The sequence below is a fragment of the Pararobbsia alpina genome, from assembly GCF_902859895.1.
In the GTDB taxonomy this organism is placed as follows: Bacteria; Pseudomonadota; Gammaproteobacteria; order Burkholderiales; family Burkholderiaceae; genus Pararobbsia; species Pararobbsia alpina.
In genome coordinates this window covers 1-25,705 of sequence record NZ_CADIKM010000003.1, presented here as the reverse complement: position 1 = coordinate 25,705, position 25,705 = coordinate 1, and the positions used below count along the sequence as shown (strand labels likewise).

General features: G+C 61.6%; 26 protein-coding genes and 2 pseudogenes. 16 read left to right on the top strand and 12 right to left on the bottom strand.

Annotated features, from left to right (window positions below; all coding sequences use genetic code 11):
- Nucleotides 1–5: 5 nt before the first annotated feature.
- Nucleotides 6–923, top strand: coding sequence for a 5'-nucleotidase (locus tag HV670_RS04195; RefSeq protein WP_175103398.1), 918 nt, complete (start codon nucleotides 6–8; stop codon nucleotides 921–923).
- Complete coding sequence (queF, locus tag HV670_RS04190; RefSeq protein WP_175103397.1) at nucleotides 913–1,737, top strand: NADPH-dependent 7-cyano-7-deazaguanine reductase QueF; 825 nt, start codon at nucleotides 913–915, stop codon at nucleotides 1,735–1,737. Before HV670_RS04195 ends, queF begins: the two co-directional genes overlap by 11 nt.
- Here queF and HV670_RS04185 read toward each other — a convergent pair.
- The 3 genes from HV670_RS04185 to HV670_RS04175 are packed head-to-tail and all read right to left on the bottom strand — an operon-like array spanning nucleotide 1,694 to nucleotide 4,300.
- The gene (locus tag HV670_RS04185) at nucleotides 1,694–2,209 is read right to left on the bottom strand and encodes a hypothetical protein (RefSeq protein ID WP_175103396.1); all 516 of its coding nucleotides are present in this window, start codon (nucleotides 2,207–2,209) and stop codon (nucleotides 1,694–1,696) included. The genes queF and HV670_RS04185 overlap by 44 nt on opposite strands.
- 14 nt (nucleotides 2,210–2,223) lie before the next feature.
- Complete coding sequence (locus tag HV670_RS04180) at nucleotides 2,224–2,691, bottom strand: MarR family winged helix-turn-helix transcriptional regulator (protein ID WP_175103652.1); 468 nt, start codon at nucleotides 2,689–2,691, stop codon at nucleotides 2,224–2,226.
- Nucleotides 2,692–2,704: 13 nt separating this feature from the next.
- Nucleotides 2,705–4,300, bottom strand: coding sequence for an MFS transporter (locus tag HV670_RS04175; protein ID WP_175103395.1), 1,596 nt, complete (start codon nucleotides 4,298–4,300; stop codon nucleotides 2,705–2,707).
- Nucleotides 4,301–4,508: 208 nt separating this feature from the next.
- Between HV670_RS04175 and HV670_RS04170 the strand changes: the two genes are divergently transcribed.
- On the top strand, nucleotides 4,509–5,465 hold the full coding sequence (locus HV670_RS04170; RefSeq protein ID WP_246256981.1) for an EcsC family protein: 957 nt from the start codon (nucleotides 4,509–4,511) through the stop codon (nucleotides 5,463–5,465).
- A 101-nt stretch (nucleotides 5,466–5,566) separates the two neighbouring features.
- Here HV670_RS04170 and HV670_RS04165 read toward each other — a convergent pair whose 3' ends face one another.
- Nucleotides 5,567–6,760 carry a porin gene (locus tag HV670_RS04165; RefSeq protein ID WP_175103394.1) on the bottom strand — a complete coding sequence of 398 codons (1,194 nt, stop codon included), beginning with the start codon at nucleotides 6,758–6,760 and terminating at the stop codon, nucleotides 5,567–5,569.
- Nucleotides 6,761–7,102: 342 nt separating this feature from the next.
- Here HV670_RS04165 and HV670_RS04160 point away from each other — a divergent pair, with 342 nt between their 5' ends.
- Nucleotides 7,103–8,047 carry a LysR family transcriptional regulator gene (locus tag HV670_RS04160; protein WP_175103393.1) on the top strand — a complete coding sequence of 315 codons (945 nt, stop codon included), beginning with the start codon at nucleotides 7,103–7,105 and terminating at the stop codon, nucleotides 8,045–8,047.
- A 155-nt stretch (nucleotides 8,048–8,202) separates the two neighbouring features.
- Here the strand turns inward: HV670_RS04160 and HV670_RS04155 are convergent, their stop codons facing one another.
- Both HV670_RS04155 and HV670_RS30840 read right to left on the bottom strand, forming a co-directional pair.
- A complete protein-coding gene (locus tag HV670_RS04155; protein WP_175103392.1) occupies nucleotides 8,203–8,463 on the bottom strand; it encodes a hypothetical protein in 261 nt (86 codons plus the stop codon).
- 101 nt (nucleotides 8,464–8,564) lie between these two features.
- Nucleotides 8,565–8,957 carry a surface-adhesin E family protein gene (locus HV670_RS30840; RefSeq protein WP_246256980.1) on the bottom strand — a complete coding sequence of 131 codons (393 nt, stop codon included), beginning with the start codon at nucleotides 8,955–8,957 and terminating at the stop codon, nucleotides 8,565–8,567.
- A gap of 252 nt (nucleotides 8,958–9,209) precedes the next feature.
- On the opposite strand from HV670_RS30840, the gene HV670_RS04145 reads away from it, so the two are divergent.
- The 9 genes from HV670_RS04145 to HV670_RS04105 all read left to right on the top strand — a co-directional run bounded on the left by HV670_RS04145 (nucleotide 9,210) and on the right by HV670_RS04105 (nucleotide 19,279).
- A complete protein-coding gene (locus HV670_RS04145) occupies nucleotides 9,210–10,463 on the top strand; it encodes an MFS transporter (protein ID WP_246256978.1) in 1,254 nt (417 codons plus the stop codon).
- Between the two features lie 175 nt (nucleotides 10,464–10,638).
- Entirely contained in the window at nucleotides 10,639–12,027 is a 1,389-nt protein-coding gene (locus tag HV670_RS04140; protein ID WP_175103390.1) for a GH1 family beta-glucosidase, read from the top strand.
- 72 nt (nucleotides 12,028–12,099) lie between these two features.
- Nucleotides 12,100–13,350 (top strand): ABC transporter substrate-binding protein, encoded by a 1,251-nt coding sequence (locus HV670_RS04135; RefSeq protein WP_175103389.1) that lies wholly within the window; start codon nucleotides 12,100–12,102, stop codon nucleotides 13,348–13,350.
- 183 nt (nucleotides 13,351–13,533) lie between these two features.
- Nucleotides 13,534–14,421: a carbohydrate ABC transporter permease gene (locus HV670_RS04130; RefSeq protein ID WP_175103388.1), complete on the top strand. Its 888-nt coding sequence runs from the start codon at nucleotides 13,534–13,536 to the stop codon at nucleotides 14,419–14,421.
- Nucleotides 14,422–14,471: 50 nt separating this feature from the next.
- Nucleotides 14,472–15,371 carry a carbohydrate ABC transporter permease gene (locus HV670_RS04125; protein WP_217478366.1) on the top strand — a complete coding sequence of 300 codons (900 nt, stop codon included), beginning with the start codon at nucleotides 14,472–14,474 and terminating at the stop codon, nucleotides 15,369–15,371.
- 3 nt (nucleotides 15,372–15,374) lie between these two features.
- A complete protein-coding gene (locus tag HV670_RS04120) occupies nucleotides 15,375–16,451 on the top strand; it encodes an ABC transporter ATP-binding protein (RefSeq protein WP_175103387.1) in 1,077 nt (358 codons plus the stop codon).
- A gap of 224 nt (nucleotides 16,452–16,675) precedes the next feature.
- Nucleotides 16,676–17,716: a LacI family DNA-binding transcriptional regulator gene (locus tag HV670_RS04115; protein ID WP_175103386.1), complete on the top strand. Its 1,041-nt coding sequence runs from the start codon at nucleotides 16,676–16,678 to the stop codon at nucleotides 17,714–17,716.
- A gap of 255 nt (nucleotides 17,717–17,971) precedes the next feature.
- Entirely contained in the window at nucleotides 17,972–18,523 is a 552-nt protein-coding gene (locus tag HV670_RS04110; RefSeq protein ID WP_175103385.1) for an ankyrin repeat domain-containing protein, read from the top strand.
- Nucleotides 18,524–18,685: 162 nt separating this feature from the next.
- Complete coding sequence (locus tag HV670_RS04105; protein WP_175103384.1) at nucleotides 18,686–19,279, top strand: NADPH-dependent FMN reductase; 594 nt, start codon at nucleotides 18,686–18,688, stop codon at nucleotides 19,277–19,279.
- On the opposite strand, the gene HV670_RS04100 is transcribed toward HV670_RS04105, so the two are convergent.
- Nucleotides 19,273–20,184 (bottom strand): LysR family transcriptional regulator, encoded by a 912-nt coding sequence (locus HV670_RS04100; RefSeq protein ID WP_175103383.1) that lies wholly within the window; start codon nucleotides 20,182–20,184, stop codon nucleotides 19,273–19,275. The two genes, HV670_RS04105 and HV670_RS04100, sit on opposite strands and share 7 nt — an antisense overlap.
- Nucleotides 20,185–20,285: 101 nt before the next feature.
- On the opposite strand from HV670_RS04100, the pseudogene HV670_RS04095 reads away from it, so the two are divergent.
- The 3 genes and pseudogenes from HV670_RS04095 (at nucleotide 20,286) to HV670_RS04085 (ending at nucleotide 22,059) form a co-directional block, all read left to right on the top strand.
- A pseudogene (locus HV670_RS04095) lies at nucleotides 20,286–20,845 on the top strand (cytochrome b).
- Nucleotides 20,846–20,868: 23 nt separating this feature from the next.
- Nucleotides 20,869–21,450 (top strand): YceI family protein, encoded by a 582-nt coding sequence (locus HV670_RS04090; RefSeq protein ID WP_175103382.1) that lies wholly within the window; start codon nucleotides 20,869–20,871, stop codon nucleotides 21,448–21,450.
- A gap of 84 nt (nucleotides 21,451–21,534) precedes the next feature.
- Nucleotides 21,535–22,059, top strand: a complete 525-nt coding sequence (locus HV670_RS04085; protein WP_175103648.1) for a YceI family protein — start codon at nucleotides 21,535–21,537, stop codon at nucleotides 22,057–22,059.
- 130 nt (nucleotides 22,060–22,189) lie between these two features.
- On the opposite strand, the pseudogene HV670_RS04080 reads toward HV670_RS04085, so the two are convergent.
- The 5 genes and pseudogenes from HV670_RS04080 to HV670_RS04060 form a co-directional block, all read right to left on the bottom strand.
- Nucleotides 22,190–22,369 (bottom strand): annotated as a pseudogene (locus HV670_RS04080) (transposase DNA-binding-containing protein); the annotation flags it as partial.
- 979 nt (nucleotides 22,370–23,348) lie between these two features.
- Complete coding sequence (locus HV670_RS04075) at nucleotides 23,349–23,633, bottom strand: hypothetical protein (protein WP_175103381.1); 285 nt, start codon at nucleotides 23,631–23,633, stop codon at nucleotides 23,349–23,351.
- A 639-nt stretch (nucleotides 23,634–24,272) separates the two neighbouring features.
- Entirely contained in the window at nucleotides 24,273–24,521 is a 249-nt protein-coding gene (locus HV670_RS04070; RefSeq protein ID WP_175103380.1) for a hypothetical protein, read from the bottom strand.
- Between the two features lie 520 nt (nucleotides 24,522–25,041).
- On the bottom strand, nucleotides 25,042–25,338 hold the full coding sequence (locus HV670_RS04065) for a hypothetical protein (protein WP_175103379.1): 297 nt from the start codon (nucleotides 25,336–25,338) through the stop codon (nucleotides 25,042–25,044).
- Between the two features lie 27 nt (nucleotides 25,339–25,365).
- Nucleotides 25,366–25,705: IS4 family transposase (locus HV670_RS04060; RefSeq protein WP_281362356.1), on the bottom strand; the 340-nt coding region annotated here is incomplete at its 5' end.

Below are 25,705 nucleotides of genomic sequence, written 5' to 3'. Positions count from 1 at the left end.
ACCGCATGCCCTTCTCGCTCGATGACAAGCTCGTGGTCGCGATTTCATCGCGGGCGCTGTTCGACTTCGAGGAGGAGAACCGTGCGTTCGATGCGGGCAACGGCGACGACCGGCCCTATATGCAGTTGCAGCTCGAGCGGCTCGACGCGCCGGCCAAGCCCGGCGTCGCCTATCCGCTGATCCAGAAGCTCCAGCAGTTCAACGACAAGGATGCGCATCGCGTCGAGGTGGTGATCCTCTCGCGCAACGACCCGGTCAGCGGATTGCGGGTGTTCCGTTCGGCGAGCAAGCACGACCTGCATCTCCAGCGCGGCGTGTTCACGCGCGGCCGGCCGCCGTTCAAATACCTGAATGCGCTGAACGCGAACCTGTTCCTCTCGGCCAACCCCGACGATGTACGCGCCGCCTTGCTGGCGGGCTACCCCGCTGCGCGCGTGTTTCCCGAATCGATCAAGCAGGCCGAGAGTTTCCCCAACGAAATCCGGATCGCATTCGACGGCGATGCGGTCTTGTTTTCGGACGAAGCGGAGCGCATCTTCCAGAAAGAGGGGCTCGACGCGTTCCAGCACCACGAAACGAACCGCGTGGCGCTGCCTTTGCCGGGCGGTCCGTTCAAGCCGCTGCTCGAAGCCCTGCATCGCCTGCAAAGCGTGGCCGGCGCATCGGTGCCGATGCGCATCCGCACCGCCCTGGTCACGGCACGTTCGGCACCCGCGCATGAACGCGCGATCCGCACGTTGATGGCCTGGAACATCAACGTCGACGAGGCGATGTTTCTCGGCGGGCTCGACAAGAGCCGCTTCCTGCGCGAATTCGAGCCCGATTTCTTTTTTGACGACCAGACCCGTCATTGCGAATCGGCAGTGAGTGTCTTTTCACCGACCGGCCATGTGATTTCCGGCATATCGAACGATGAACCCTGATCAATCCCCACTCGGCAAGCCTGCCCAATACCTCGACCACTACGACCCGGCGCTGCTGTTTCCGATCGAGCGCTTGCGCGGGCGCACGCCGATCGGCCTGACAGGATCGCTGCCGTTCTTCGGCTCCGATATCTGGAATGCCTATGAAATGTCGTGGATGAATCCGCGCGGCAAGCCGCAGATCGCAATCGCGACATTCGCGGTGCCCGCCGATTCGCCCAATATCATCGAGTCGAAGTCGTTCAAGCTGTATCTGGGCTCATTCGCGCAAACGGTCGTCGAATCGGCGGAGGTGCTCGCGAGCACCCTGCGCACCGATCTGTCGGCTGTCGCGGGCGCGTCGGTGAAGGTCCAGCTCACGTCCCCGGCAGAGTTCGCCAGGCTCGAATTCGACGAGCTCGAGGGGATCTCGCTCGACCGTCTCGATCTTGACACGGATATTTACGAGCCCACGCCGTCGCTGCTCGGCGCGAATTTCGACGAACCGCCCGTCGAGGAGACCGTGACCTCGAACCTGCTCAAGACGAATTGTCCGGTGACCGGCCAGCCCGACTGGGGCAGCGTGCAGATTCACTACAACGGACCGCGGATCGACCATGCGGGGCTGTTGCGCTACATCATCTCGTTTCGCAATCACACGGGCTTTCACGAACAATGCATCGAGCAGATGTTCGTCGATATCCAGCGCCAGTGCCGGCCGACACGGCTCGCGATCTATGCGCGCTATACGCGCCGCGGCGGGCTCGATATCAACCCGTTCCGGACGAACTTCAGCATGCCGATGCCGGACAACGCGCGGACGGCCCGGCAGTAGGCAACACGTGCCGCAGCGCCTGCTCGAGCGCGCCCGGCTCCTGCGAACCGATCCGCAGCCTCGACCCGTCGCGCAGTGTCAGCACGACACCCTGGGATCCGCGGATCGTCATGGCGAACGTGCCGTCGCGATCGCGGCGCACCCCCCAGCCCCAGGCGCCGGCCGCGGGACTTTGCGCGAGTGGGGACGAAAACGAGGACGCCGGCGCTGAACCCGGCGCCGTCCCGACCGACACGATATCGGCCAGCGGGATCGTGCGCGAGTAGACAGGCACCCAACCGAACTCGACTCGCACCGCCTGCTCGTCGACGCGCGTCGCCAGCCGGCATTCGAAGAATCCGGCCACCAGCAAGACCATGGCCGTCCAGGCGGGCAGGCGCGGCGCGCGGCGCCAGACCAGCAAACCGGCCAGCGCGACCAGCATGAGTGCGCAGATGCGCCAGTCCGGGAACTGCGTCTCTGCGTAACGCATGCCGGGCAGCCCTGCTATTCGACGGGATCGGCGACGTCGAGCGCCGCCTGATTCGCTACGCTCTCTGAAACGCCCGCCTCGAACAGCGCGAGACCGCGCGAAAGCGCGAGAAGCGTCTCGTCGTCGAGCTTGATCATCGATTCAGCCAGGAATGCATCGCGCTGCGGCAGCCCCGCCTCGATGACCCCGCGCCCGACGTCGGTCAGCGTCACATTGGTCACGCGGTTGTCGCGCTCGTCGCTGCGCCGCTCGACCCAGTTCAATGCCTCGAGTGCCTTGACCTGACGCGTGAGCGCCCCTGGATCGATCCGGCAATATTCGACGAGCTGGCGCTGCGAGCGCGTGCCTCCATGGTCATACAGCGCGATCAGCACGCGCCAGCGCGGCAGCGGCTGTCCGACACGGCCTTCGAACGCGGACATGAACGCCCGATAGGTACGGCCGAACTGCTGGATCAACGCAATCCGCTCACGGTCGTTCAACATGGTTCACCTCCTAATCCGCGACAACTGTCGGATCGATCGCACGCGTGAGCTTCATCGGCGGCACCCGCCGCGAGCACCATAGCGCGGCAAATGCCACGATAGCTGCGCAGGCGAGCCCCAGATGAACGCCGTTGACCAGCGACTCTCGTGCACGATCGAGCAATAGCGTGCCATTTTGCCCCGCCTGCGCGAGCTGTGCCAGTAGACCTGATTGCGCGTGACGATCGATCAGGATCTGCGGATCAGCGAAAGCACCGAACCAGCGCTGCGCCTGTGCGTCATCGAGTGCGGCATGCACCCCGTCGCGATACAGATGCGCGATCAGCGTACCGGTCAAGGCTGTGCCGATCATGCCACCGACCATGCGCAGCGACTGCAGCATCGCGGTCGCGATACCCAGATGCTCGCGCCCGGCCGCCTGCTGGCCGAACACGGTCAGGTTCGGCATCACGAACCCTAGCCCGAGGCCACCGCACAGCATGGTCAGGATCAGAATCCCTTGCGGTGTCAGATGCGTGGCGGTGACCACGCCGAGACAGCAGAGGCCGAGCAGGGTAAAGCCGACGTGGAGCATCGCATTCGGATTGCGCAGTCGAGTGACGATCCGGCCGTTCACGATACTGCCGATCGTAATGAAGACCACGAGTGGCGTGATCATCATGCCGGCGCCTTGCGGCGTCATGCCGAAACCGCCCTGCAGCAGCAGCGGCATGTAGAACAGCAGTGCGAACATGATGAAACCGCCGAGCACGGCGAGCAGGAACAGCACCGAGAGGGCCGGGTTCGAAAACATATTGAGCGGCAGCATCGGCTGCGAGGCCTTGCGCTCCCAGTAAACGAGCGCGGGAAATGAGAGCCCGGCAAGCACCAGCAGGGCGAGCGATTCCACGCTGAGGCCCTGCTTGGGCAGCACTTCGACGAACATCTGCAATGCGCCGAGCGACAGGGCGATCAGCGCTGCGCCGAGCCAGTCGATCTGGATGCGTCCCTTGTGCCGGCTGTTGCGCAGATGCGGGAGGAAACGGTAGACGAAGAACAGCGACAGCAGCCCGATCGGCAGGTTCACGTAGAACACCGACCGCCAGCCGTAGTATTGGGTCAGGAATCCGCCGAGCGACGGCCCGACGGCATTCGCAATGCCGAATGCGGAGCTCATGATTACCTGCCAGCGCAGTCGCACACGAGGATCGGGGAACAAATCGGGAATGCACGCGAACGCCGTGCCCACCAGCATGCCGCCGCCGATCCCCTGAAGCCCCCGGGCCAGCACGAGGAAGAGCATCTGGTGCGCGGCACCGCATAACATGGACGCGCCCGTGAAGACGATAATCGAGGCGATCACGAACGGTTTGCGCCCGAAGTAATCGCCCAGGCGGCCGAAAACCGGCACGGTGATGACCGAGGCGAGCAGATAGGATGTGCCGACCCAGGCATAGAGGTCGAAGCCGCGGAGTTCGGCGACGATGGTGGGCAACGCGGTACCGACCACGGTCTGGTCGAGCGCCACGAGCATGGTCACGAAAGCGACTCCGAGCATGGCGAGAAGTGATTCGCGGAAAGGCAGGATCTGCCCGCTGGAATGGGGCTGTGCGGAATGAACGCTCATTTTTTGACGTTGCAATCGTTGACGTGTCAATTTAAACAATCATAGCATGACCAGAAATTGGGTTTGGCCGGCTTTATCCCGCTTTGCGGGGCTTGCCGGACGTAAGGAGGAAGGGATGCAGGAAGATCAGGAATCGGATCGGGTTGATGACGCACGCTCGGACGCATCCGCGGATCCGGCGGAGACTTCCGGGCTCATCGGAGCACCGATGAGCCCCCACGACCTGGGTCTGCTCGCAACCGCGAAGAGTCGGCTGATGCGGCCGTCCCTCGCGATCCGGCTCGCCGGTGTGGTCGGCACGCGAATCGACAATCTGTTTCGCTATCTGCCGGGCGGCACGCACCAGAAGATCACTGAGATTGCGCAAGCCGCACTCGAGAAATGCCTCGATGTCGCGCTGAAGACGCTACCCGCCCAGGCCCCGCCAGTGGCACCGGCTGATTCGGCTGATTCGGCTGGGTCGACCGAGTCGGCTGGTTCGGCTGAGTCAGCTGGGTTTGCTCTATCAGCTACACCGGCTACATCAGCTGGCGCGGCCGGAGGCGTCTCACGATCGCTGACTCGAGTCGCAAATCGATTCACGCGCCTGGCGCGCCGCACACCGCAGCAGTCGAAGGTGCTGCACAAGCTCGCCGTCATCGGTACGGGGGCCGCGGGTGGCGCGTTCGGCCTGTTGGCGCTGCCGGCCGAGTTGCCGGTGACCACGACGCTGATGTTTCGTTCGATCTGCTCGATCGCTCAGTCGAAAGGTGAATCGTTGAGCGATCCCGAAGTTCAGATGCAGTGCCTGCTCGTGCTCGCGCTTGGCGGCCCGGCGAAGGCCGATGACGATGCCCAATGGGGTTACTTCGTGGTCCGCAGCACGCTTGCCCAGGCCGTGTCGCGCGCCTCGTCGGAGCTCGCCGCGAAGGGGATCGGCGCGCACTCGTCGTCCGTGCTGCTGCAGCTCATGCGCCAGATCGCCTCGCGACTGTCCGTGCAGATCAGCGAACAGGTCGCGGCCAAATCGATTCCCGCGCTTGGGGCGGTCTTCGGTGCGGCGATCAACGCGGCATTCATCGATCACTTCCAGCAGATCGCCGATGCTCACTTCACCGTGCGCGGACTCGAGCGTAAATATGGCGCGCTCAAGGTCCGCGAACAGTGGGATGCCTTGCCGGCCTGAGTTCGCTGACCGAGTCGCCAGTCTCCGTGGCCAACCTCAATTGCCAAAATCAGTGGCCAAAATCAGCGGCGAGAATCAGCCACCGGAAACTGGCGCCGCACTCAAAACAGATGCCGCACGCCGAGCGACACCACCGTTTGACGATCCGAGTCCGCGGGTCCGACGCCGTTGACGAATGCAACGGGTTTGTCGTCGGCGGCCTGCTGGTAGATGCCTTCAACGTAGAAGTTGGTCCGCTTCGAGACCGCGTAGTCAGCCTGCACGCCGAACTGATGCAAGCAGGCCGTGGTCTGCGTGTTCCCCGAACTCGCCTTGCCCCGCGTCAAGGTATAGGCAGCCGCCAGCGTCAGGGCTTCGCTGGCTCGATAACGCGTGTTGATTTCGTAGTTGTCGAAATCGAGGCGACCCGCACTCATCGAACTCACAACCGTCCCATCGTCGCTGCCACGCGCCTCATATCGCGAGTGCGTCCAGACCGTGCCGAATGTCACGTCTGCGAACGCGTAGTTGATGCCGGCGCCGTAGATGCGTTGCCCGATCGCGAACGCACCGGGCGCGGCCGTTATGCCGGCACCGGCAAGCGATTTCCCGATCGCGGCACCCAGATCGTCCTCGAGCGGTACGCCGCCGGATTGCGCGTAGCTTGCCGCCAGAGACAGTGGCCCCTTGGCGAAAGCCGCGCCCGCACTCCATGTCGGCCCGCCTGCCGTAGTCGGTGCCACCGCATACTGGCCGCCGAAGTGGAAGCCATGCCACTCCGGACTCTGCCATTTGACGGAATGGTTGACGAGATAGGTCCCGTTGGCATTGTCATTGTCGAATGGGTGCGCGAAGTAGGTGCCGCCCTCGCTGCCGGTCAAGGTCAGGGGTGCGAGATAGTCGCTGACCGAATCGACCTGGTGGCCGAGGGTCAAGGTGCCCACCTCCGGATGCGAGAGACCGACGAACATCGGCTGGCCATCATTACCGCCGCCGTTCATCACGTCGATGCCGCGCTCGATCGTGAATTCCGCTGTCGCGCCGCCACCCAGATCTTCCGTGCCATGCAGGCCGAAAAAGCTTCCGCTGACATTGTTGCTGGTCGCCGCGAGCCGGCTGCCATGGGTCGGCTTGTCGCCGTCGGCCACCGAGCTCGTGTAGGTCAGGCCCGTGTCGATCTCGCCATAGAGTGAGACCTCGGCTTCGGCCGACGCCGTGCCGCCAAACCCCAGGTACCCACCCGCCAGTATCGCGAGCAGGCGCTGTCGCGCAATCGACCGCGAGCCGCTGTGCAAGGATTGTCCATTGCTGCTCATGCTTCTTCCCCCGTTGCTTCGGTTTGAAAACACGTACAGTCTGGATCGGACGCACGGCCCCAACCACCCCGGACAATGAAAATCCTATTTCAGTAAAGTTGAATGACGAAGAGACGCGCACCTCGCTCAACCGACCACGAGACAACCTGAGTGGCCCGCCAGCCGTGCGATTGCGACAACGCACCACATTGCGCGATGGGTTCAACCAATGATGCGAAAACTCGGACTAAAGCCGCAGCCCTACACGCTTTCAGAATCTCCCGATCTATCTCCCCGTGCGTACCCGGCATCATGTGTAGATCTGCACCGTGCACCCATGCATGAGTGCGCGGGAGTAGTGAGATGAATGTGATGCAAGCGATGCGCGTCTTCTTGCGTGTCTCTGAAACAGGGAGTTTCGGAAGGGCGGCGACGAGTCTCGACATTTCGAATGCGGCAGTCACGCGCTATGTCGCACTGCTCGAAACCCATTTGAAGACGCGCCTGCTGAACCGCACGACGCGTTCGGTCTCGCTGACCGAAGCCGGCCGCGAATATGCACAGGGCTGCCGCGAGGTACTCGCGCGGGTCGAAGAGATCGAGTCGTCGATCGGCGATTCGTCGGCGACCCCTTCCGGCACGCTGCGGATTGTAGCGTCGACCTCGTTTTCGCTCGGCGGCCTCACGCCGATGCTGTCGGCCTATCGAGGCCAGTTCCCCGAAGTCCGGCTTCACGTGATCCTGTTGAACCGGCGTGTCGATCTTGTCGAGGAAGGATTCGATGCGGGCATCGTCTCGCCGCATCTCGTCACGAGCGGCAGTCTTGTCCATCGACCGCTGATGTCGATCCACGCGACGATCGTCGCCGCGCCGCGCTATCTTGCACACAAGGGCAAGCCCGACGCGCCCGATGCGCTCACGCGCCATTCGGTGCTCGGCCCCTCGTCACACCTGCGCGACAACGTCTGGACCTTTGAAGGACCGCAGGGCATCACGCGGCACGTGACACTCGAGCTTGACTATGCTTCCAACGATGCGGCGATGCTGCGGCATGCGGCCATCGCGGGGATGGGCATCGCCCTGCTACCCGAATCGCTTGTACAGGCCGATATCGCGAGCGGCACCCTGACGCGCGTGCTGCCCGCATTTCGCCCCGCCGATGCGGGCAGTGAAGTCTCGATTGTCTATCCGGGGCGACGCCATCTGTCAGCGAAAACGCGCACCTTCGTCGAATTCGCGATCAATCATTTCAGGCATACGGAAGAGCGCGCTTCGCCGCGTCACGAGGCGATCGCCTGCGCGGCATGAGTTGTGCTATTAGCGCCGCATCACGTGACTGCATGAGCCGCTGGACGTGATGTCTGCATCAGGTGACTGCATGAGCCGCTGGATGAGATGACTGCCTCCGGTGACTGCATGAGTAGCCGCTCCCTGCGGCGCTGCTCGTAAGCACCGCTGCACCTCTAGGCATCGATCTCGTCGATGCGCTCCTGAGCAAAAGCCTCGCCGAACAAGAATGCGTCGGATATCGACGCAAAGCGGCGGCCGTGGTTGGCGTCAAACCGCATGCCGCGGCCGTCGCCGCTCGGCGCATGACGGTAGATGTAGGCAGTCGCGGCAAACGCCGGGTTGGTCTCGCGAACGGGCCGCGCGAGCGCCAGGGCTGGCGTCGCCTCGACGGTGATGAAGAATCCCTTGTACGGACCCGAAATCTTGATCGCCATGTGCGTGTCTGATTTGCCAGAACCTGCTCTTCTTTATTGAAACCACGTCGAATACACTTGCAGGCGATCGACGCGGCACCGGCCTCCCGGAAAATCCTCGCTCAACAAATCTTCGAATAGATCGCGTCGACCACCGTGCCCGGCGCCACCGGCGTCCAGGCATTCGGCGGAAAACTGTGCACGCCCGCGGGCGCGCCATCGACACCCGCATAGCGAACATCGATGGCCATCGACTGGCGGCGGTTGCAATCCATCTTGTAACGGGTGACTGCGGACAATACGGGCGCGGTCGCGCCCGACGGTTCGGCGGCGTCCTTCCACGTGGTCAATGTCAGGTAGGCAACATAACCGTTTTCATCCTTTACGACGCTATCGGTATCGACCGAGAACGATAAATCGGGGGCCTGGGACAAGGAAACCCATTTGGTCGCCTGTGCCATGCTTGCCATGCCGACCAGCGGCATCAGGACCACGCATTTCCAGAAAACATTCATGCGGTTCCATCCGGTGGACTTGCGTGCGTTGTTATTGCGTTCGACTCTTGAACGTGACGGATTCTAGCAGGCGAGAACCCCGACAGTACAGGCGTTCCGGCCCTTTGCGATGCTTGCGGAAGGGTTCGAAACGGCCGTTCCGCGTGGATCGTCACCCCTCTGTAACCGCTCCAGTAACCACTCCAATAAACCCGTATCCTCCGCGCGCTTTCAATGCGCTAACATGCTCGGACAATTCCTATAGGAGACATCATGACGGGCCGGCCTACCTCTTCGACATCCCCGCATGATCCGGACAGCATCAATACGCCGGCACGCGAACGTGTCGCGACCCTCGGCGTGTTCCTCGCCAACGGCGTCGGTATCGGCGCGTGGGCCGCGTCGATTCCACGCATCAAGGAACATCTCGCGCTATCCGATAGTGCCCTCGGTCTCGCACTGCTCGCCTTCGCCGCCGGCGCCATCGTCGCGATGCCGCTTGCGGGCCGCATTGCGCTGCGCTTCGGCACGCCGCGTTCGACGCTTTGCGCCGCACTCTTCTTCGTCGTGCTGCTCGGCCTGCCGGGCTACGCGCCGAGCCTGCCCGTCGCGATGATCGCGCTGTTCCTGCTCGGCATGTCGAACGGCTCGACCGATGTGCTCATGAACGGGCATGCAAGCTATATCGAAACACGCGGCGGCAAACCGATCATGTCGTCGTTCCACGCCGCCTGGAGCGTCGGCGGCCTGATCGGTGCCGCGCTCGGCGGCTTCATCGCGAGCTCGGGGCTGTCGGTCGGAGCGGGCCTCGCGCTGCCCGCCACCCTGGTCGCGCTGATCGTGATCTCGAGCGCAACGATCGGTCTGCGACCTGGCTTCGAAGCGCCGCCGACGCATCACGAGAAAATCCCGTTCACGTTCCGCAATCGTGCGCTTCTGCTGCTCGGCGCGGTCGCCTGTCTGAGCATGGTGACCGAAGGGGCCGTGACGGACTGGAGCGGTGTCTACCTGCGCAACGTCGCGCACGGCACGGCGGCGCAGGCGGCCACGGGCTATGCAGCGTTCGCACTGGCGATGACTGTCTGCCGCCTCGTTGGCGATCTGGTCGTGCGCCGGCTCGGCCAACAGAAAACCATGTGGATCGGCGGGGGCATCGCGGCCCTGGGCTTCGTACTCGTCATTGCCTTTCCGACCATCGTGGTCGCCTGCATCGGCTATGCGTTGATCGGCATCGGCGTATCGAACCTCGTGCCGATCATCTTCAGCGCGGCGGGCCGCACGGGTCCCACGGCTTCGATCGGCGTGTCGATGACGGCGACCGCGGGGTATGCGGGCTTCCTGGTCGGGCCGCCGGTCATCGGCTTCATCGCCGATCAGTTGAGCCTGCGTTTTGCATTCGGGCTGCTGTTCCTGGCGTCGATCGCCGTCGCCGTCATCGGCGGCCGCGTAGTCGGTGCCACGCCGCCGGTCACCGAAGCAGCCGGACGGGGTGGCAACCCGAAGACGACGCCGACCCCGGCGCGCTAGGCCATCGCGCGGGCACTGCGCGAACACAAAGCGCGTTTCAAACGCTGCGCAGGAGCCCCTGTGGAAACCCCTATTGAGGCCGTTCTTTGCGGCCTGCTACATTTTCACGTCTCAATTGGAACCGTTTCCAACTCCTTCATTTCTTCAATAGTCATCATCCTTGCCAGGAGTGTTTGTGTTCAACGACGCGCCCCTTTCCCCCAACGCTGGTGACCACTCGTTCTCCCCACCGGCCGATTCGATTCTGCGGCGCAAGGACTTTCTGCTCGGCACGGCGACCGCCTCTTATCAGATCGAAGGCGCAATCCATGAAGACGGCCGCCTCCCCTCCATCTGGGATACGTTCTCGGCCACACCGGGCAAGGTCCTGAACGGCGACACCGGTGAGTTCGCCTGCGATCACTACCATCGTTGGCAAGCCGACGTCGAGCTGCTGTCCTCGTTGAATGTCGACGGCTATCGCCTGTCGATCGCGTGGCCGCGCGTGATGGACGAGAACGGCAAGCCGAACCGCAAAGGCATCGACTTCTACAAGACCCTGCTCGACGGCCTCAAGGCCAAGGGCCTGAAGACCTTCGTCACGCTCTATCACTGGGATCTGCCGCAATATCTCGAAGATCGCGGCGGCTGGCTCAACCGTGACACCGCTTATCGCTTCGCCGACTATGCCGAGTTGATGAGCCGCGAGCTCGCGGGCAAGGTCGATGCGTGGATGACGCTCAACGAGCCGTGGTGCTCGGCATTCCTCGGCTATGCGAGCGGTCATCACGCGCCGGGTCGCACGAATATCCGCTACGCGCCCCAGGCCATGCACCACCTGCTGCTGGGCCACGGCCTCGCGGTACCGATCCTGCGCAAGAACGATCCGGGCTCGCAGGTCGGCATCGTGGCCAACGTCGGCCGCGGCACCGCGAACACCGACAGCGCCGCCGACCAGCGCGCCGCGCACCTGTTCGAAGTCCAGCACAACGCGTGGGTTCTCGACCCGCTGCTCAAGAAGCAGATTCCGCAGGACCTGTTCGAACTGTGGCCGGGTGCCGAACCCCTCGTGCTGGAAGGCGATCTCGAAACGATCGGCGCGCCGCTCGACTTCCTCGGCCTCAACTACTACTTCCGCACGAATGTGAAGAGCGACGGCGCGCACGGCTTTGTCGAAGCGCCGCCCGCGGGCGTCGAACGCACGCAGATGGGCTGGGAAGTCTATCCGCTGGGCCTGCAGGAGCTGCTGATCGGCTTTCACAAGACCTACCCGAATCTGCCCCCGATCTATATCACCGAGAACGGCATGGCCTCGGACGACCAAGTGGTCGATGGCGAAGTCATCGACAACCAGCGTCTGTCGTTCCTGAACCGCCACCTCGCGGCCGTCGATACAGCGGCGAAGGCCGGCGTCGATATCCGCGGCTATTTCATCTGGTCGCTGATGGACAATTTCGAATGGGCTTTCGGGTACGAACGCCGCTTCGGCATCGTCCATGTCGACTACCAGACCCAGAAGCGCACGCTCAAGCGCAGCGCTCAACTCGTCGCAAAGTTCCTCGCGGATCGCCGCGCTCAGTCTTGATATTGCTGTAACACCACACGCTGGCGGCAGGCTCCGCCTGTCAGTCTGCGGCTTACAACGGAGGAGGTCTGAATGTTCAAGGCAAGAAGAAAGCTGACAACGATAGCCGCCGGGGTCGCGCTGGTCCTCGGCGCGAGCGCCGTGGCTCACGCTGAACCGCTCAAGGCCACCGTGATCCACTGGTGGACTTCGGGCGGTGAATCCGCCGCGATCAAGGAATACGCCGATGCCTACAACAAGGCGGGCGGTCTGTGGATCGACAACGCGATCGCAGGCGGCGAGCAGGCGCGCGCGGCCGCGATCAACCGCATCATCGGCGGCGATCCCCCCACCGCAGCCCAGTTCAACACATCGAAGCAGTTCCACGACATCGTGGACCAGGGCCTGCTGAACAACGTCGACGAAGTCGCCGCGAAGCAAAACTGGGACAAGATCCTGCCGCAGCCGGTGATCGACAGCATCAAGTTCAAGGGCCACTGGTATGCAGCGCCGGTCGACATTCACATGCCGGCATGGTTCTTCTACTCGAAGCCCGCCTTCCAGAAGGCCGGCATCACGAGTGACCCGAAGAACTTCGCCGAATTGATGGCCGACCTCGACAAGCTCAAGGCCGCGGGCATCATTCCGCTCGCGCTCGGCGGCCAGCCGTGGCAGGAAAAGATCACGTTCGACGCGGTGCTCGCCGATGTCGGCGGTCCGGATCTCTACCTCAAGGTCTATCGCGACCACGACGTGAATGCCGTGAACTCCCCCGCGTTCAAGAACGTGCTGACCGAGTTCAAGAAGCTGCACAACTATGTCGATCAAGGCTCGCCGGGCCGCAACTGGAACGATGCGACCGCACTCGTAATCAGCGGCAAGGCCGGCGTGCAGATCATGGGCGACTGGGCCAAGGGTGAGTTCATCGCCGCGAATCAAAGCGCGGGCAAGGACTATGGCTGCCTGCCGGGCTTCGGTCCGAAGGCGCCGTATATCGTCGCGGGGGATGTATTCGTGTTCCCGAAGACGGATAATGCGGAGGCGATCAAGGCGCAGCAACTGCTGGCCACCGTGATGACCTCGCCCGCGGCGCAGGTCGCGTTCAGCGCGAAGAAGGGTTCGATCCCGGTTCGTGCCGACGTCGACGCGTCGAAGCTCGACGTCTGCGCGCAAGCAGGGCTCACCGCGATGAAGGACAAGTCGCGTCAGCTGCCGAATGCGGAAATGCTGATGTCGCCCGACCTCGCCGGTGCGCTGCAGGACGTCGTGACCAACTTCTGGAACAAGAACCAATCGGTCGACGATGCACAGAAGGCCTTCGCCAGCGCCGTCAAGGGTGCCTGAGCGAAGCGTGCGGAAAGCTTGAGCAGTCCGTAGTCGAGTCTGAAAGCTTCAGGCAGTAAGGGCGCCGCTCCACGAGCGGCGCCCCGGCCAGCCGGCAGGATTCCCCGGCTCGCCGTATTTGTCTCTGCATTCTTGTGTTCGTATCCCTGTAAATGGTTTGACCCGGAGGATGTTGTGGCCAAAATGCCTCGCAAACAGCGCTACCCGTGGACGGCCTACGTGGCGTTGATACCGATGGCCCTGACCGTCGTGTTCGTCTACCTCGGCACGATGGTATGGAGCGCCAAGATCTCCTTGAGCAGTTCGCACACCTTTCCCTCGAACGATTTTGTTGGCCTCACCCAATACGTGCGTCTGTTCAATAACGACCGCTGGATGGTGTCGCTGCAGAACATCGTGATCTATGGGCTGCTGTTCATCGTCGCCTGCCTCGTCATCGGCTTCCTGCTCGCTGTCTTCATCGACCAGAAGATCACGGGCGAAGGCGTGATGCGCACGATTTTCCTCTACCCCTATGCGATGTCCTTCGTCGCGACCGGGCTCGTCTGGCAATGGATGCTCAACCCGACGCTCGGCCTGCAGTCGGTGATCCGCAAGCTCGGCGTCACGGGCTTCCAGTTCGACTGGATCGTCAGCCAGGACAAGGTCATCTATACGATCGTCCTGGCCGCGGTCTGGCAGGCGTCGGGCCTCGTGATGGCGCTGCTGCTCGCGGGGCTGCGCGGCATCGACGAGGAAATCTGGAAGGCCGCGCGCATCGATGGCATTCCGCGCTGGCGCGTCTACGTGAGCATCGTCATGCCGATGCTTGGAGCGTCGTTTGCGACCGCCTTCGTATTGCTGTTCGTTGCCGTCGTCAAGCTGTACGACGCGGTGGTCGCGATGACGCAGGGCGGCCCCGGTACCGCAAGCGAGGTACCGGCCAAGTTCATCATGGATTACCTGTTCGGCCGCGCGAACCTCGGGCTCGCCTCGGCGGCGTCAATCGTCATGCTGCTGACCGTGCTGGCAATCGTCGTGCCGGTTTTCTACGTGCGCCGCCAGGCAATGCGGCTCAAGGAGGCGGGATGAGCGAAGCAATAGGGGACACCCAAAAAATGAGTCAAGCCACCGTACCCGGCATGACCGCGCCCGTGCGCGAGTCGGCGCAAGCCCAGCGCGGCCGCCGGCCGCGCCTCACGCCAGCGCGCATCGGGGTCTACGCCTTCCTCGTCACGGCGGCAGTGTTTTTCCTGATCCCGCTCTACGTGATGATGACGACCTCGCTCAAGCCGATGGACGAGATCCGGCTCGGCAATCTGTTCGCCATACCGATGCACCTGACGTTCGAACCATGGCGCTCGGCCTGGACCGAAGCCTGTACCGGCCTCGCCTGCCACGGCATCCAGGTCGGCTTCTGGAACTCGGTCAAGATCGTCGTGCCGAGCACGATCTTCTCGATCTTCTTCGGCGCGCTCAACGGCTATGCCCTGTCGTTCTGGCGGGCGCGCGGCGCGACCATCCTGTTTGCGATCTTGCTGATGGGCGCATTCATCCCGCTGCAGGTCATGATCTACCCGATGGTCCGCGTGCTGGCGAGCGTGCACCTGTTCAGCTCGCTGCCCGGCATCGTGTTGATCCACACCGTGTTCGGCATGCCGATCATGACGCTGTTGTTCCGCAACTATTACGCGACGATCCCGAACGAGCTGTTCAAGGCCGCACGAATCGACGGCGGCGGGTTCTTCCGGATCTTCTTCCAGCTGATGCTGCCGATGTCGACACCGATCATCATCGTCGCGGTCATCATGCAGGTCACCGCGATCTGGAACGACTTCATCCTCGGGCTCGTCTTCGCGGGGCAGGCCAACCTGCCGATGACCGTGCAGCTCAACAACATCATCAACACGACGACCGGCGAGCGGCTCTATAACGTCAACATGGCAGCGACCATCCTGACGTCGATGGTGCCGCTTCTGATCTATCTGGTTTCGGGCCGCTGGTTTGTTCGCGGCATCGCCTCAGGCGCAGTGAAGGGCTAGCTCATGTCCAATGTATCGATACGCAATCTAGAGATTCGCCTCGGCAACAACACCATCATCGAGAAACTGAATCTCGATGTACAGGAAGGCGAATTCGTCGTGTTGCTCGGCCCCTCGGGCTGCGGCAAGTCGACGCTGCTGCACAGCATCGCCGGGCTCATCGACGTCACCGACGGCTCGATCGAGATCGGCGGCAAGGACATGACCTGGGCCGATCCGAAAGACCGCCAGATCGGCCTCGTGTTTCAGTCATACGCGCTCTATCCGACCATGAACGTCGAGCGCAATATGTCGTTCGGGTTGCGCATCAACGGCACGCCGAAGCCGGAGATCGAGCGCCGTGTGAAGCGCGCCGCCGAGATCCTGCATCTCGAGCCGCTGCTCAAGCGCAAGCCCGCACAACTGTCTGGCGGGCAGCGTCAGCGCGTGGCGATCGGGCGCGCGATCGTGCGCGAAGCCGATGTGTTCCTGTTCGACGAACCCTTGTCGAACCTCGATGCGAAACTGCGCACCGAACTGCGCCGCGAGCTCAAGCAACTGCACAAGACGCTGCGCTCGACGATGATCTACGTGACGCACGATCAGGTCGAGGCGATGACGCTCGCGAGCCGCATCGCGGTGATGCGTGGCGGCGTGATCCAGCAGATCGGCGCGCCGTCCGAAGTCTATGCGAAGCCGGCCAATGTGTTCGTGGCGGGCTTTCTCGGTTCGCCGGGCATCAATTTCCTCGAAGGCACGCTCGAGCGCGGTGCGAACGGCGTCGAGTTCCGCTCGGGCGAGATCGTGATCGATGCGTCGCGGTATGCCTTCATCAGCGCGCCGGTATTCGGCAAGCCGGTCGTCGCGGGCGTCCGCCCCGAGGATCTGCATATCGGTACCGGCGAGGCGAAGCAACGCGGCACCGTCTCGCTCGTCGAGCCGATGGGCAACCATCGCGTGGTCTGGCTCGACTATGCGGGCAAGGCGCTTGCCTCGATCGCGGGCGACACGGGCGTCGCTGAACTCGATGCCTCACTCGGCTTCACGATCGACCCGCAGCATATGTCGCTGTTCGACGAGGCAAGCGGCCAGCGGCTCTGAACACGGGCTGCGCCGCCACAGAGCGGCCGCCGGATCCCGGGTCCGGCAGGCTGACCTGCCTGGCCGGGGGCTGGGCGTGTGCCGCATTGGCGCGGCGCGCACGGCCGGGCGTCGATGATCCGACTATTTTTTGACTACCGGCGCGGGGCGAGCGAAATATAATCGCCCCATTTTGCCCGGAGCAAAGGCGCCAGCCGCCCCCCGGAGCGGTGACAGGAGAGCGCGTGGCAACCATCAAGGATGTGGCAAGGCTGGCCGGAGTCGGGGTGGGCACGGCATCGCGCGCCATTTCCGGCAAGGGGTCGGTTTCACCGGAAGCGGCCGCACGCGTGCGCGCAGCGATAGCCGCGCTCGATTTCCGGCCCTCCTCGATCGCACGCGCCCTGTCGATGCAATCGCTCGGCGTGATCGGCCTGTTCGTGCCGTCGTTCCGCGGCAATTTCTACGGCACCATCCTCGAGACGACCGACAACGAGTTGCGCGCCGTGCACCGCCATATGGTGGTCGCGAACGGCAGCGGCGAAGGCGACGGACGCGAGCAGGCGCTGGACGCAATCGATTTCCTGATTCAGCGCGACTGCGATGGCATCATCGTGATCAGCCACGATCTCCATGATGAGGATGTCGTGCGGATCCAGCAGCGCATGCCGAAGGTCGCGTTGCTGAACCGCAATTTCGAGCGCATGCGCGACGCGTGCTTCTCTGTCGACCACACCTATGGCGGCATGCTGGCCGCACGGACGCTGCTCGACCACGGGCACCGAAAGCTCGCCGTGATGGCCGGCCCGAAGAGCGCACCCGACAACGTCGACCGGGTCAACGGCTTTCTCACCGAAGTCGCCTCGCATGGCATCGATCCCGCGGGCGTGCCGGTCGTCGAGGGTAATTTCACGCCCGATGGCGGCTGGCAGGCGATGAAGGCGTTCGCCGGGCTGGGCCTGTCGTTCACGGGCCTTTTCTGCGCGAACGACGATATGGCGATCGGTGCGCTGTCCTATCTCCGGCAAACCGGTGTATCGGTACCGCACGAGCTCTCGGTCATCGGCTACGACGATGTCGACGCGGCCGCGCATACCGCGCCGACCCTGACCTCGGTGCATATTCCGATGTACGAGGTCACGTCGAACGCCGTGCGCTGGTTGATCAATGAATGCTATGGCGTGGGGCAGCCGGTGGTTCGCCAGTTTCCCGTGTCGGTCTCGATGCGCGCATCGGTCGCGCAGGTGCGCGCCAAGCCGCGCAGCCGCGCGAAGAGCCCGGCTTGAGCCCTGGCTGAGCCCTGTCCGAGCCCTGTCCGAGCCCTACCTGAGCCCTGTCCGAGTCCCACCTGAGCCCCGTCCGAGCGCTGTCCGAGCCCTGCCAAAGCCTGTCTGAACCTGCTTGAGCCCCTGCAAGGCTCCTCCATGGACCCTGTGTGTACTCAGGCTCAGCCGTGCGACACAGACGAAGCAGGCGGCACGAAGCTATGATGTCATGAGGCAGGCACAGCGCCTCACGCACATGTTTCCCGGGAGCCCAATATGCAAGACCTACCGAAGCCGGCCAGCCCGGCACACTCGACACCCTCGCCCGAGATCGACGACGCGACGATCGAGTTTGCGAGCCAGGTGTTCGATCTCGCGCGCGCAGGCGACGCCGGCATGCTGGACCAGTTGCTCGACAAGGGCCTGCCGCCGAACCTGCGCAACGAAAAAGGCGACAGCCTCTTGATGCTCGCGAGCTATCACGGTCATCTCGACGCGGTACGGGTCTTGCTGGCTCACAAGGCCGATCCGGACCTGCGCAACAAAAATGGTCAGACGCCGATCGCGGGGGCGGCCTTCAAAGGCAACCTCTCGATGATCGAGCTTCTGCTCGAGCACGGCGCGGACGTCGAGGGTGCTTCGCCGGACGGTCGCACCGCCTTGATGATCGCCGCGATGTTCAACCGCACCGAGATCGTCGACTTTCTCGTCGCGCATGGCGCGAAGGTCGATGCGCAGGATACGAGCGGCGTCACCGCGCACGGCGCCGCGCTCCGCATGGGCGCGCCGGATACGCCCACGCAGTTGGAAAAGCTCGGGCGCGGTTAAGCCGAGGTTAAGTCGAGGTTGAGTCGAGGTCGAGTGAACAGCGCGCCACGAGCACCCCGTCATCGATGCCCGGCGACACGGCTTAGTGTGATCGGGCCTGCCAACAGGGTTGTTTGTTGCTGCAGCCATCCGCCAAACCTTCTTTCTCTGACGGAGGACCGCATGAGCCAGACGCAAGACCGCCTGACTGTCCCGGTGTTGCTGGGGTCGGTTCGCAGGGACCGTCAGGGCATCCGCGCCGCGCGCCTCGTTGTGGACGCGCTCGAACAGCGCGGCCACGAGGCCGTGCTGGTCGACCCGATGGAACTGGACCTGCCCTTGCTCGACCGGATGTACAAGGAACATCCGAAAGGCAGCGCACCCGAAGCGCTCGAACGCCTCGCGACGCTCTATCGCCGGGCCGACGGTTTTCTGATCGTGAGCGGTGAGTACAACAACAGCATGCCGGCCGCGCTGAAGAACCTGCTCGACCATTTTCTCGAAGAGTATTACTGGCGCCCCTCCGGCATCGTCTGCTATTCACAGGGCCAGTTCGGCGGCGTGCGCGCGGCAATGCAGTTGCGCATGACGCTCGCGGAACTCGGCATGTCGAGCGTCCCGAGCCTGATGCCGATTCCTCGTATCCAACATGCAATCGATGCCCACGGCAAGCCGACCGCGGACTGGGTCGAGCGCACGCTCAACCGTTTCCTCGACGAATTCTTCTGGTACGCACGCGCCTTGAAACGGCAACGTGCCGAAGGCACACCTTATTGAGGAGCGGGCTGGGCCGGGAGAGAAGAGAAGCGTTCGGCCAGCCAGCGGGTCGCCGGACCCGAACGGGCATCGACGCGGTGGATCAGCGAAAAGGAGTATTCGAAGGCCTGGCTCCGATCGGCCTGATCCAGCCGCACGAGCGTGCCCGCCGCGATGTCGGGTGCGACGATATGCTCGGGCATCGAGCCCCAGCCCAGTCCCGCCAGCAGCAGACGATGCTTCGCGTCGAGGTCGCCGAGCCGCCAAGTGTGTGTGCCATAGACGCCGAAGTTGTGCCCCTCGGTCATCCGGCTGCGGTCCGACAGCACGAGCTGCGTGTGCTCGCGCAGGGCCGTGACCGGAATCTTGCCTTCGTACCCGGCAAGCGGGTGGCACGGTGCGGCGACCGATTCGAGCCGTACCGCGCCGGCGGCGATCGCCTCGATCGAATCCGGCCAGCTCTCCTGCGGACCTGCGATACCCAACCCGCTCTCGTCGTCGAGCACGAGCTTCAATACCCCGCCGAGCGCCTCCATCTGGAGCTTCAGCGCGACGGTCGGAAATTCCGCCGCGAAAGCCTGCAGCACGCTCACCAGCTTGGCAGACGGATACATGACGTCAACCGCGAGCGAGACCTCACCCTCGAGGCCGCCGGTCAAGCCTGTCGCGCGCGCCGTCATCTCGCGCATCATCAGGTCGACGCGCCGCGCGTCGGTCAGCATGGCGCGGCCCGCCTCGGTGAGCACCGGGCGCCGCCGCGCTCGCTCGAACAGTGAACAGCCGAGCTGCGCCTCGAGGTTCGCAATCGTATAGCTGACGACCGACTGGGCGCGGTCGAGGACTTCGGCGGCTCGCGAAAAGCTGCCGGTCTCCGCGACCGCGACGAAGGCCCGCAATTGATCCAGTGTCGGTGATCGCTCAGACATGGTCATCGATAAATTAGATAGTAAGCATCGATTTTAAGCCATTGTTTCTATCGATGCGCGCGCGTAAAGTTCGACGCTCTGACCTGGTGGAAACCCTGACGATGCAGCAGCCCCTCGCCGCCCAATCGGCACGGAAGTACACGAGAACCGCCATGGCCTTCCATTGGCTGATTGCCGCCCTGATCGTCTGGGGCTTTGCGATCGGCTGGGTCATGACCGATATCCCCGGCTTCACCCCTGCGAAGCTGCGCTACTTTTCCTGGCACAAGTGGATCGGCGTCACCGTCCTCGTGCTCGCGCTTGCGCGGCTGGCCTGGCGTGCATTCAACCGTCCACCCGCGCTGCCCGAGGCGATGCACGACTGGGAAAAGCTCGCCGCGCATCTCGGCCATGTCGCCCTTTTGTCCTGATGATCCTCATTCCTGTCACAGGCTATCTGTACAGTTCTGCAGCCGGCGTCCAAGTCGTTTATCTGGGCGTCCTTCCGCTGCCAAAGCTTATCGACACGAACCGTACTCTCGCCGCCGTGCTCAAGCCGGTCCACATCTACCTGAACTACACTCTACTGGCGGCCGTCGCGGGGCATCTGCTCGCGGTGGTCAAGCACCAGTGGGTCGACCGGCAGCGCCTGCTCGCACGCATGCTGCCCTTCGGCCGCTGACCCTTTAACGTTCGAGGCATACCATGTTCTCCAAGCAACCGATTCGATCGCTCGCGCTGTCGCTGGGTCTCGTGCTCGGCTCCGCCGCGTTCGCCACGGGCGCGCAGGCCGTGCAGGCAGGCATCGATAGCGCGAAAAGCAGCGTGACGGCCACGTTCAAGCAGATGAACGTCCCGGTCGACGGCAAGTTCGGCAAGATGACCGGCTCCATCGCGTTCGACCCCGCGAACCTGCCTGCCGCGAAGGCCCAGCTCGATGTCGACGTCGCGAGCTTCGATCTCGGCAGCCCCGAATACAACGACCAGGTCGCGGGCAAGGACTGGTTCGACGCCAAGGAATTTCCGCGCGCGACCTTTGTTTCGAACTCGATCAAGCCGGGCGCGAATGGCGGCTATACGGCATCCGGCACACTGACGATTCGTGGCAAGAGCGCGAACGTGGTGATACCGGTTCAGTACAAGAAGGATGGCGCTTCGCAGGTCTTCGACGGCGTGCTGCCCATCAAGCGTTTGCAATACGGGATCGGTCAGGGCGAGTGGAGCGACACCTCGCTCGTCGCCGATGACATCCAACTGAAGTTCCATATCGTGACCGGCGGCCAGTAAGGCCGTCTCAACAACACCAAGGAGTCTGAATTGAACAAGCATCTGATCGCAGCGGGCGTTGCGGCACTGCTCGCCGGCTCGGCCATGGCCGCACCGGTGACCTACAACCTCGACCCGAAGCATACCTATCCGAGCTTCGCAGCCGACCACTTCGGTGGCGTCTCGATATGGCGTGGCAAGTTCACGAACAGCAGCGGCGTCGTGACCCTCGACCTTGCAGCAAAGACCGGCACGGTTGACGTCACGATCGACACGGCGTCGGTCGACACCGGCAATGCGCCGCTCGACAAGCATTTGAAAACCGACGAATTCTTCGACGTTGCGAAATTCCCGACCGCCACGTACAAGGGCACATCGATCCGCTTCAACGGCGACACGCCAGCTGAAGTCGTCGGCACGTTCACGCTGCACGGCGTGACCAAGCCGCTGAACCTGAAGATCGACTCGTTCAAGTGCTTCATGAACCCGATGCTCAAGCGTGAAGTTTGCGGTGCCGAAGCCAGCGCGCAATTCGACCGTGCCGACTTCGGCATGGACTTTGGTGCCAAGTACGGCTTCAAGATGGCGACCCAGTTGCAGATCCAGGTTGAAGGTATCAAGGCCGACTGAGTTTGAACCGGTCGTGACGGCGGCGCGTTCGCGAGCCGCCACATGATGCAAAAACGCCGCACTGCAACCGTTTTCGACGATGCGGTGCGGCGTTTTGCTTTTTGTGTGAGATCACTTCAGACGCGTTTTGTTATACAGAAATGTCGTCGCCATCGTCGTCGCGTAAGGGGCGCAATGTTTTTGCAGCGACATGGTCTTGCATGTGCTCGTGCGTCTGCTGCCAACGCGGTTCCAGATTCGTACGCCACTCGACCTTGTCGTTGTCGAAGAAGCGGTACGCCGCCATCGTCTCGCACCAACCCTGGCATGCCCTGGGGCACGCTGGCCATCAGGTCAACTACAACGAGCATCATCCGCACAGTGCACTGAAATATCGCTCTCCACGTGAGTTTTTCGGCGCCGTGCGACTTCATCAACTTAAGTTTGAATCTGTGTCCGGTAGTACGGAGGCAAATGCACGCCGCTACCTGCAAGGCTTGAGGCGGCTCTCGGCCGGACCGGACTGAAAATGGCGATGATATCTGAAGCACCAATTCATTGGCCAAATGCATTGAACGATCGTGAGGATTGACCTCACGTGCCATAGATTCACTTCAGCCGGATCTACACGGTTCTAGCCGTTGGCCAGCAAAGATCTGTTGGGCCTCGAAGTGATGGACCGGCCAATTGCATCCTCGTAAAACACTGCAAACGCCTTGGCGTTGTCCTTCATCCGGATGAGGTTGGTGGTTGAAGCGGTCGGAATGCAAAATCTGAGGTTGTCATGTGACCCAGCCCTCTAAGGCGTGCGAATACTGAGCATGGGCCTCGCCCAAGTCGTCATACTTGAACAGAGGTCCCTCCGTATTCGCGAAGTACCATCGATATTTGTCATGAACCGGTGGTACTACTTCGCCGCACTCAATGGCGACAAACAACGCAGTCATAAAGCCCAAAACCATCTCGGCGTTCTCACTAGATTTTGCATGGCGGGTTAGCAAAGCATGTAGTATCCGCGCGCTCTCTTGCAATTGCTTTACCTGATCCATGTTTTACCTTTGTCGGCGTGGTCCATTGTCCTCGATTCGGCACTATGCCTTGCAGGTTGCCCGCCCTCGGGCCGATCCGCAACACGCTCGCAAGACTGTCGCTTCGACAACTAGAGTCACGCCGAATATATCGTTCAGTGGTGAGATCGCATTCGAACAACGAAGGCTCTCGCGCCGTCCATTGGCGGCGGTTCATCGTATCGGTCCAGTTGATCGTTGTTGCGTCGTAGAAAATAGCAAACGTACTCAGTTTTCATCTGCCTATCCGGCCCCGCCTTCGCTTGGCAGCTCCGAGCCTCGAAGGAGGATCTCAAACTGCGCCAGCCTCTCCGTTAACATATCGAATTCCTGAATATTGGATTCAAATAACCATCGATTCAATCCTAATTCTCGAGGTTGGTCGATACGCCCCGTGCGAGCATCTTCCAGTGCTTCAAGCAATGTTCGATATTGCGCCAGCCAGTCCACATCTTTGCTCTTGCCACGATTCGCCTGAATCTCGGTTTCTAGTAGTTCCGCGTAGTGCCTCAGTTTGATTGCATCCATTAGCGAAGTCCCTTGATTTCACCAATCTTGTTCGCGTTTGGATCGGTCCATTGGCTGCGGTTTGGAACCAGTACCTGCTGCCCGCCACCGGGCGCCACATATGCTTGCCGCAAATCGGTTGATAGCGCGGAACTTTTTCCGGAGTGAAGCTTCATCTGTAGCGCACCAGTCCGAGCAGACAGAACACCAACGCCACCGAGGAGCCTTATCTCAGAAATATTCAATCGTCATTGCCATCCTCTTTGATGTATCGTTTATTTAACTGAATGTAGCGTATCACGCCGAGCACGCAGAACACCAACGCCATAAAGGATCCTCGACTCAGAATGAAGCGAACATCTTCATAGCTCCACTTATGAGCCATGTCATAAAAAATTCTACTATAAATGTGACGGTAATTTTGATGAAGGCAACAGCAGAAATCGATATTGCAAATGTCCACGCAAAAAATAATAAGAGCCTAGTCATTTTTGGGTTCCATAGCATCTTTCGCTTCATTTACTACGAATGTTGCTATTTCATCCCCCATATCATCGGCAATGGAGGATCCAATTACTGCCCAATTGTTAGAATCATATAAGTTCAAACCTGATAATCCAGTTCACGTAGCAACACCTGGCAGACAAAACATTAACGAATTTAACGGCCAAACGCCTTCTTCTCATAAAGCAACATAATCACCAAGCAAACGGGTGAAATAATCAAAATAAACTTTCCCCACTTGCGCAAGCGATCAATTGTTGGAAGTTCGTAGTCGGTAGAACCTAATTGCCATGCAAGCAAAGGCCAAAACAGAAGTTCGAAGAAGATCCCTGCTGCAAGCACTAGCCCCAGAAAGAACAGAAATAAGGATCCAATCGTAATTACATCGCGCTTTAGTCGAATCATTCTTTGGCAATCTTCGAGAAAGCATCAAAAATTACGCTTCCGCGGGTAGCCGCCGCAGTCCGGCTGATTGGCAGTGCGGAACTGTCCCTGGTTGAAGGTTCATCTGTAGCGCATCATCCCGTACACACAGAATGCCAACGCCATAATGGAACCCCGAATCAGAATGAAGCGAACATCTTGATAGCTCCAGCTATAATCTACGTGACAGTAAAATTCTACTATGCACACGGTGGTTATTTTAATAAGGGCGACACCTGGAATCGATATCGCAAGCGCCCACACAAGGAACAATAGAAATCGAATCATTTTTTCTGTTCGAAATTAATTTTCGCCCCATTTAGCGCGGATGTGGCCATTTCACCCCCCCCCGCGCCGCTACTAATGGAGGATCTAATCGCCGCCAAATTATTGGGGCCGTATAAATTCAATCCAGATTGGCCGGCTGACAGTGCGCCGCCCGCGGTCGTCGTCGCGTTTGCGAGACGATCCCCGCCACGTCGATGGGCAACTCTTTTAGAGACTATAGAGAAAGCAGGTTATATAGCTTGCCTACCAACTCCTGAGCATCTGACCTAAAGCGCGAATTCCATACTTCAGTCCAATCCGCTGGCTTACCGTGCGATTCCCATTCGTCCAACGCCAAGGCGTTGATCAATTCCAATTCAAACCATGTGTCTCTAATGACTGACAGACGCTCTGCGGACACAAGCGGGGATTGTTCATCGCACAAAGCCTCCGTCACTGCAACGAATCGTGCGAACTTCACATGGTCCTCCGATGCCAGCTTCGCCTGCGAAAGTAACTCATCGATGTTCATCTTATTTCCCATACTTAACCCACCTCGTTATACACAAGCGTCGTTACCACCGTCCTCGCGCAACAAACGCATTGTTTCTGCGGCGACATGAACTTTCGTGAGTCCCTTCCAGATGGTTTCCGCGCCGGGTTCGCCGTCGCCCTTGCGAGCGAGGAATCCGCCTAGGCGCGCGACCAACCGCAACAGGTCGTTGAGCTTGGGTTGCGCCGGAGGACGGGTTTTCGTGAGCAGGTAGGCGGCGCGAATTTCATCGGGATCGAAGAACAGATGTGCGTGCAGATCGGGGCAGGTTCGACCCAGCCGCATCAAATGAGCCACGCGCCAGGCCACCACCAGAAACAGCGCCAACGCGCGCTCGAGCCGTTCG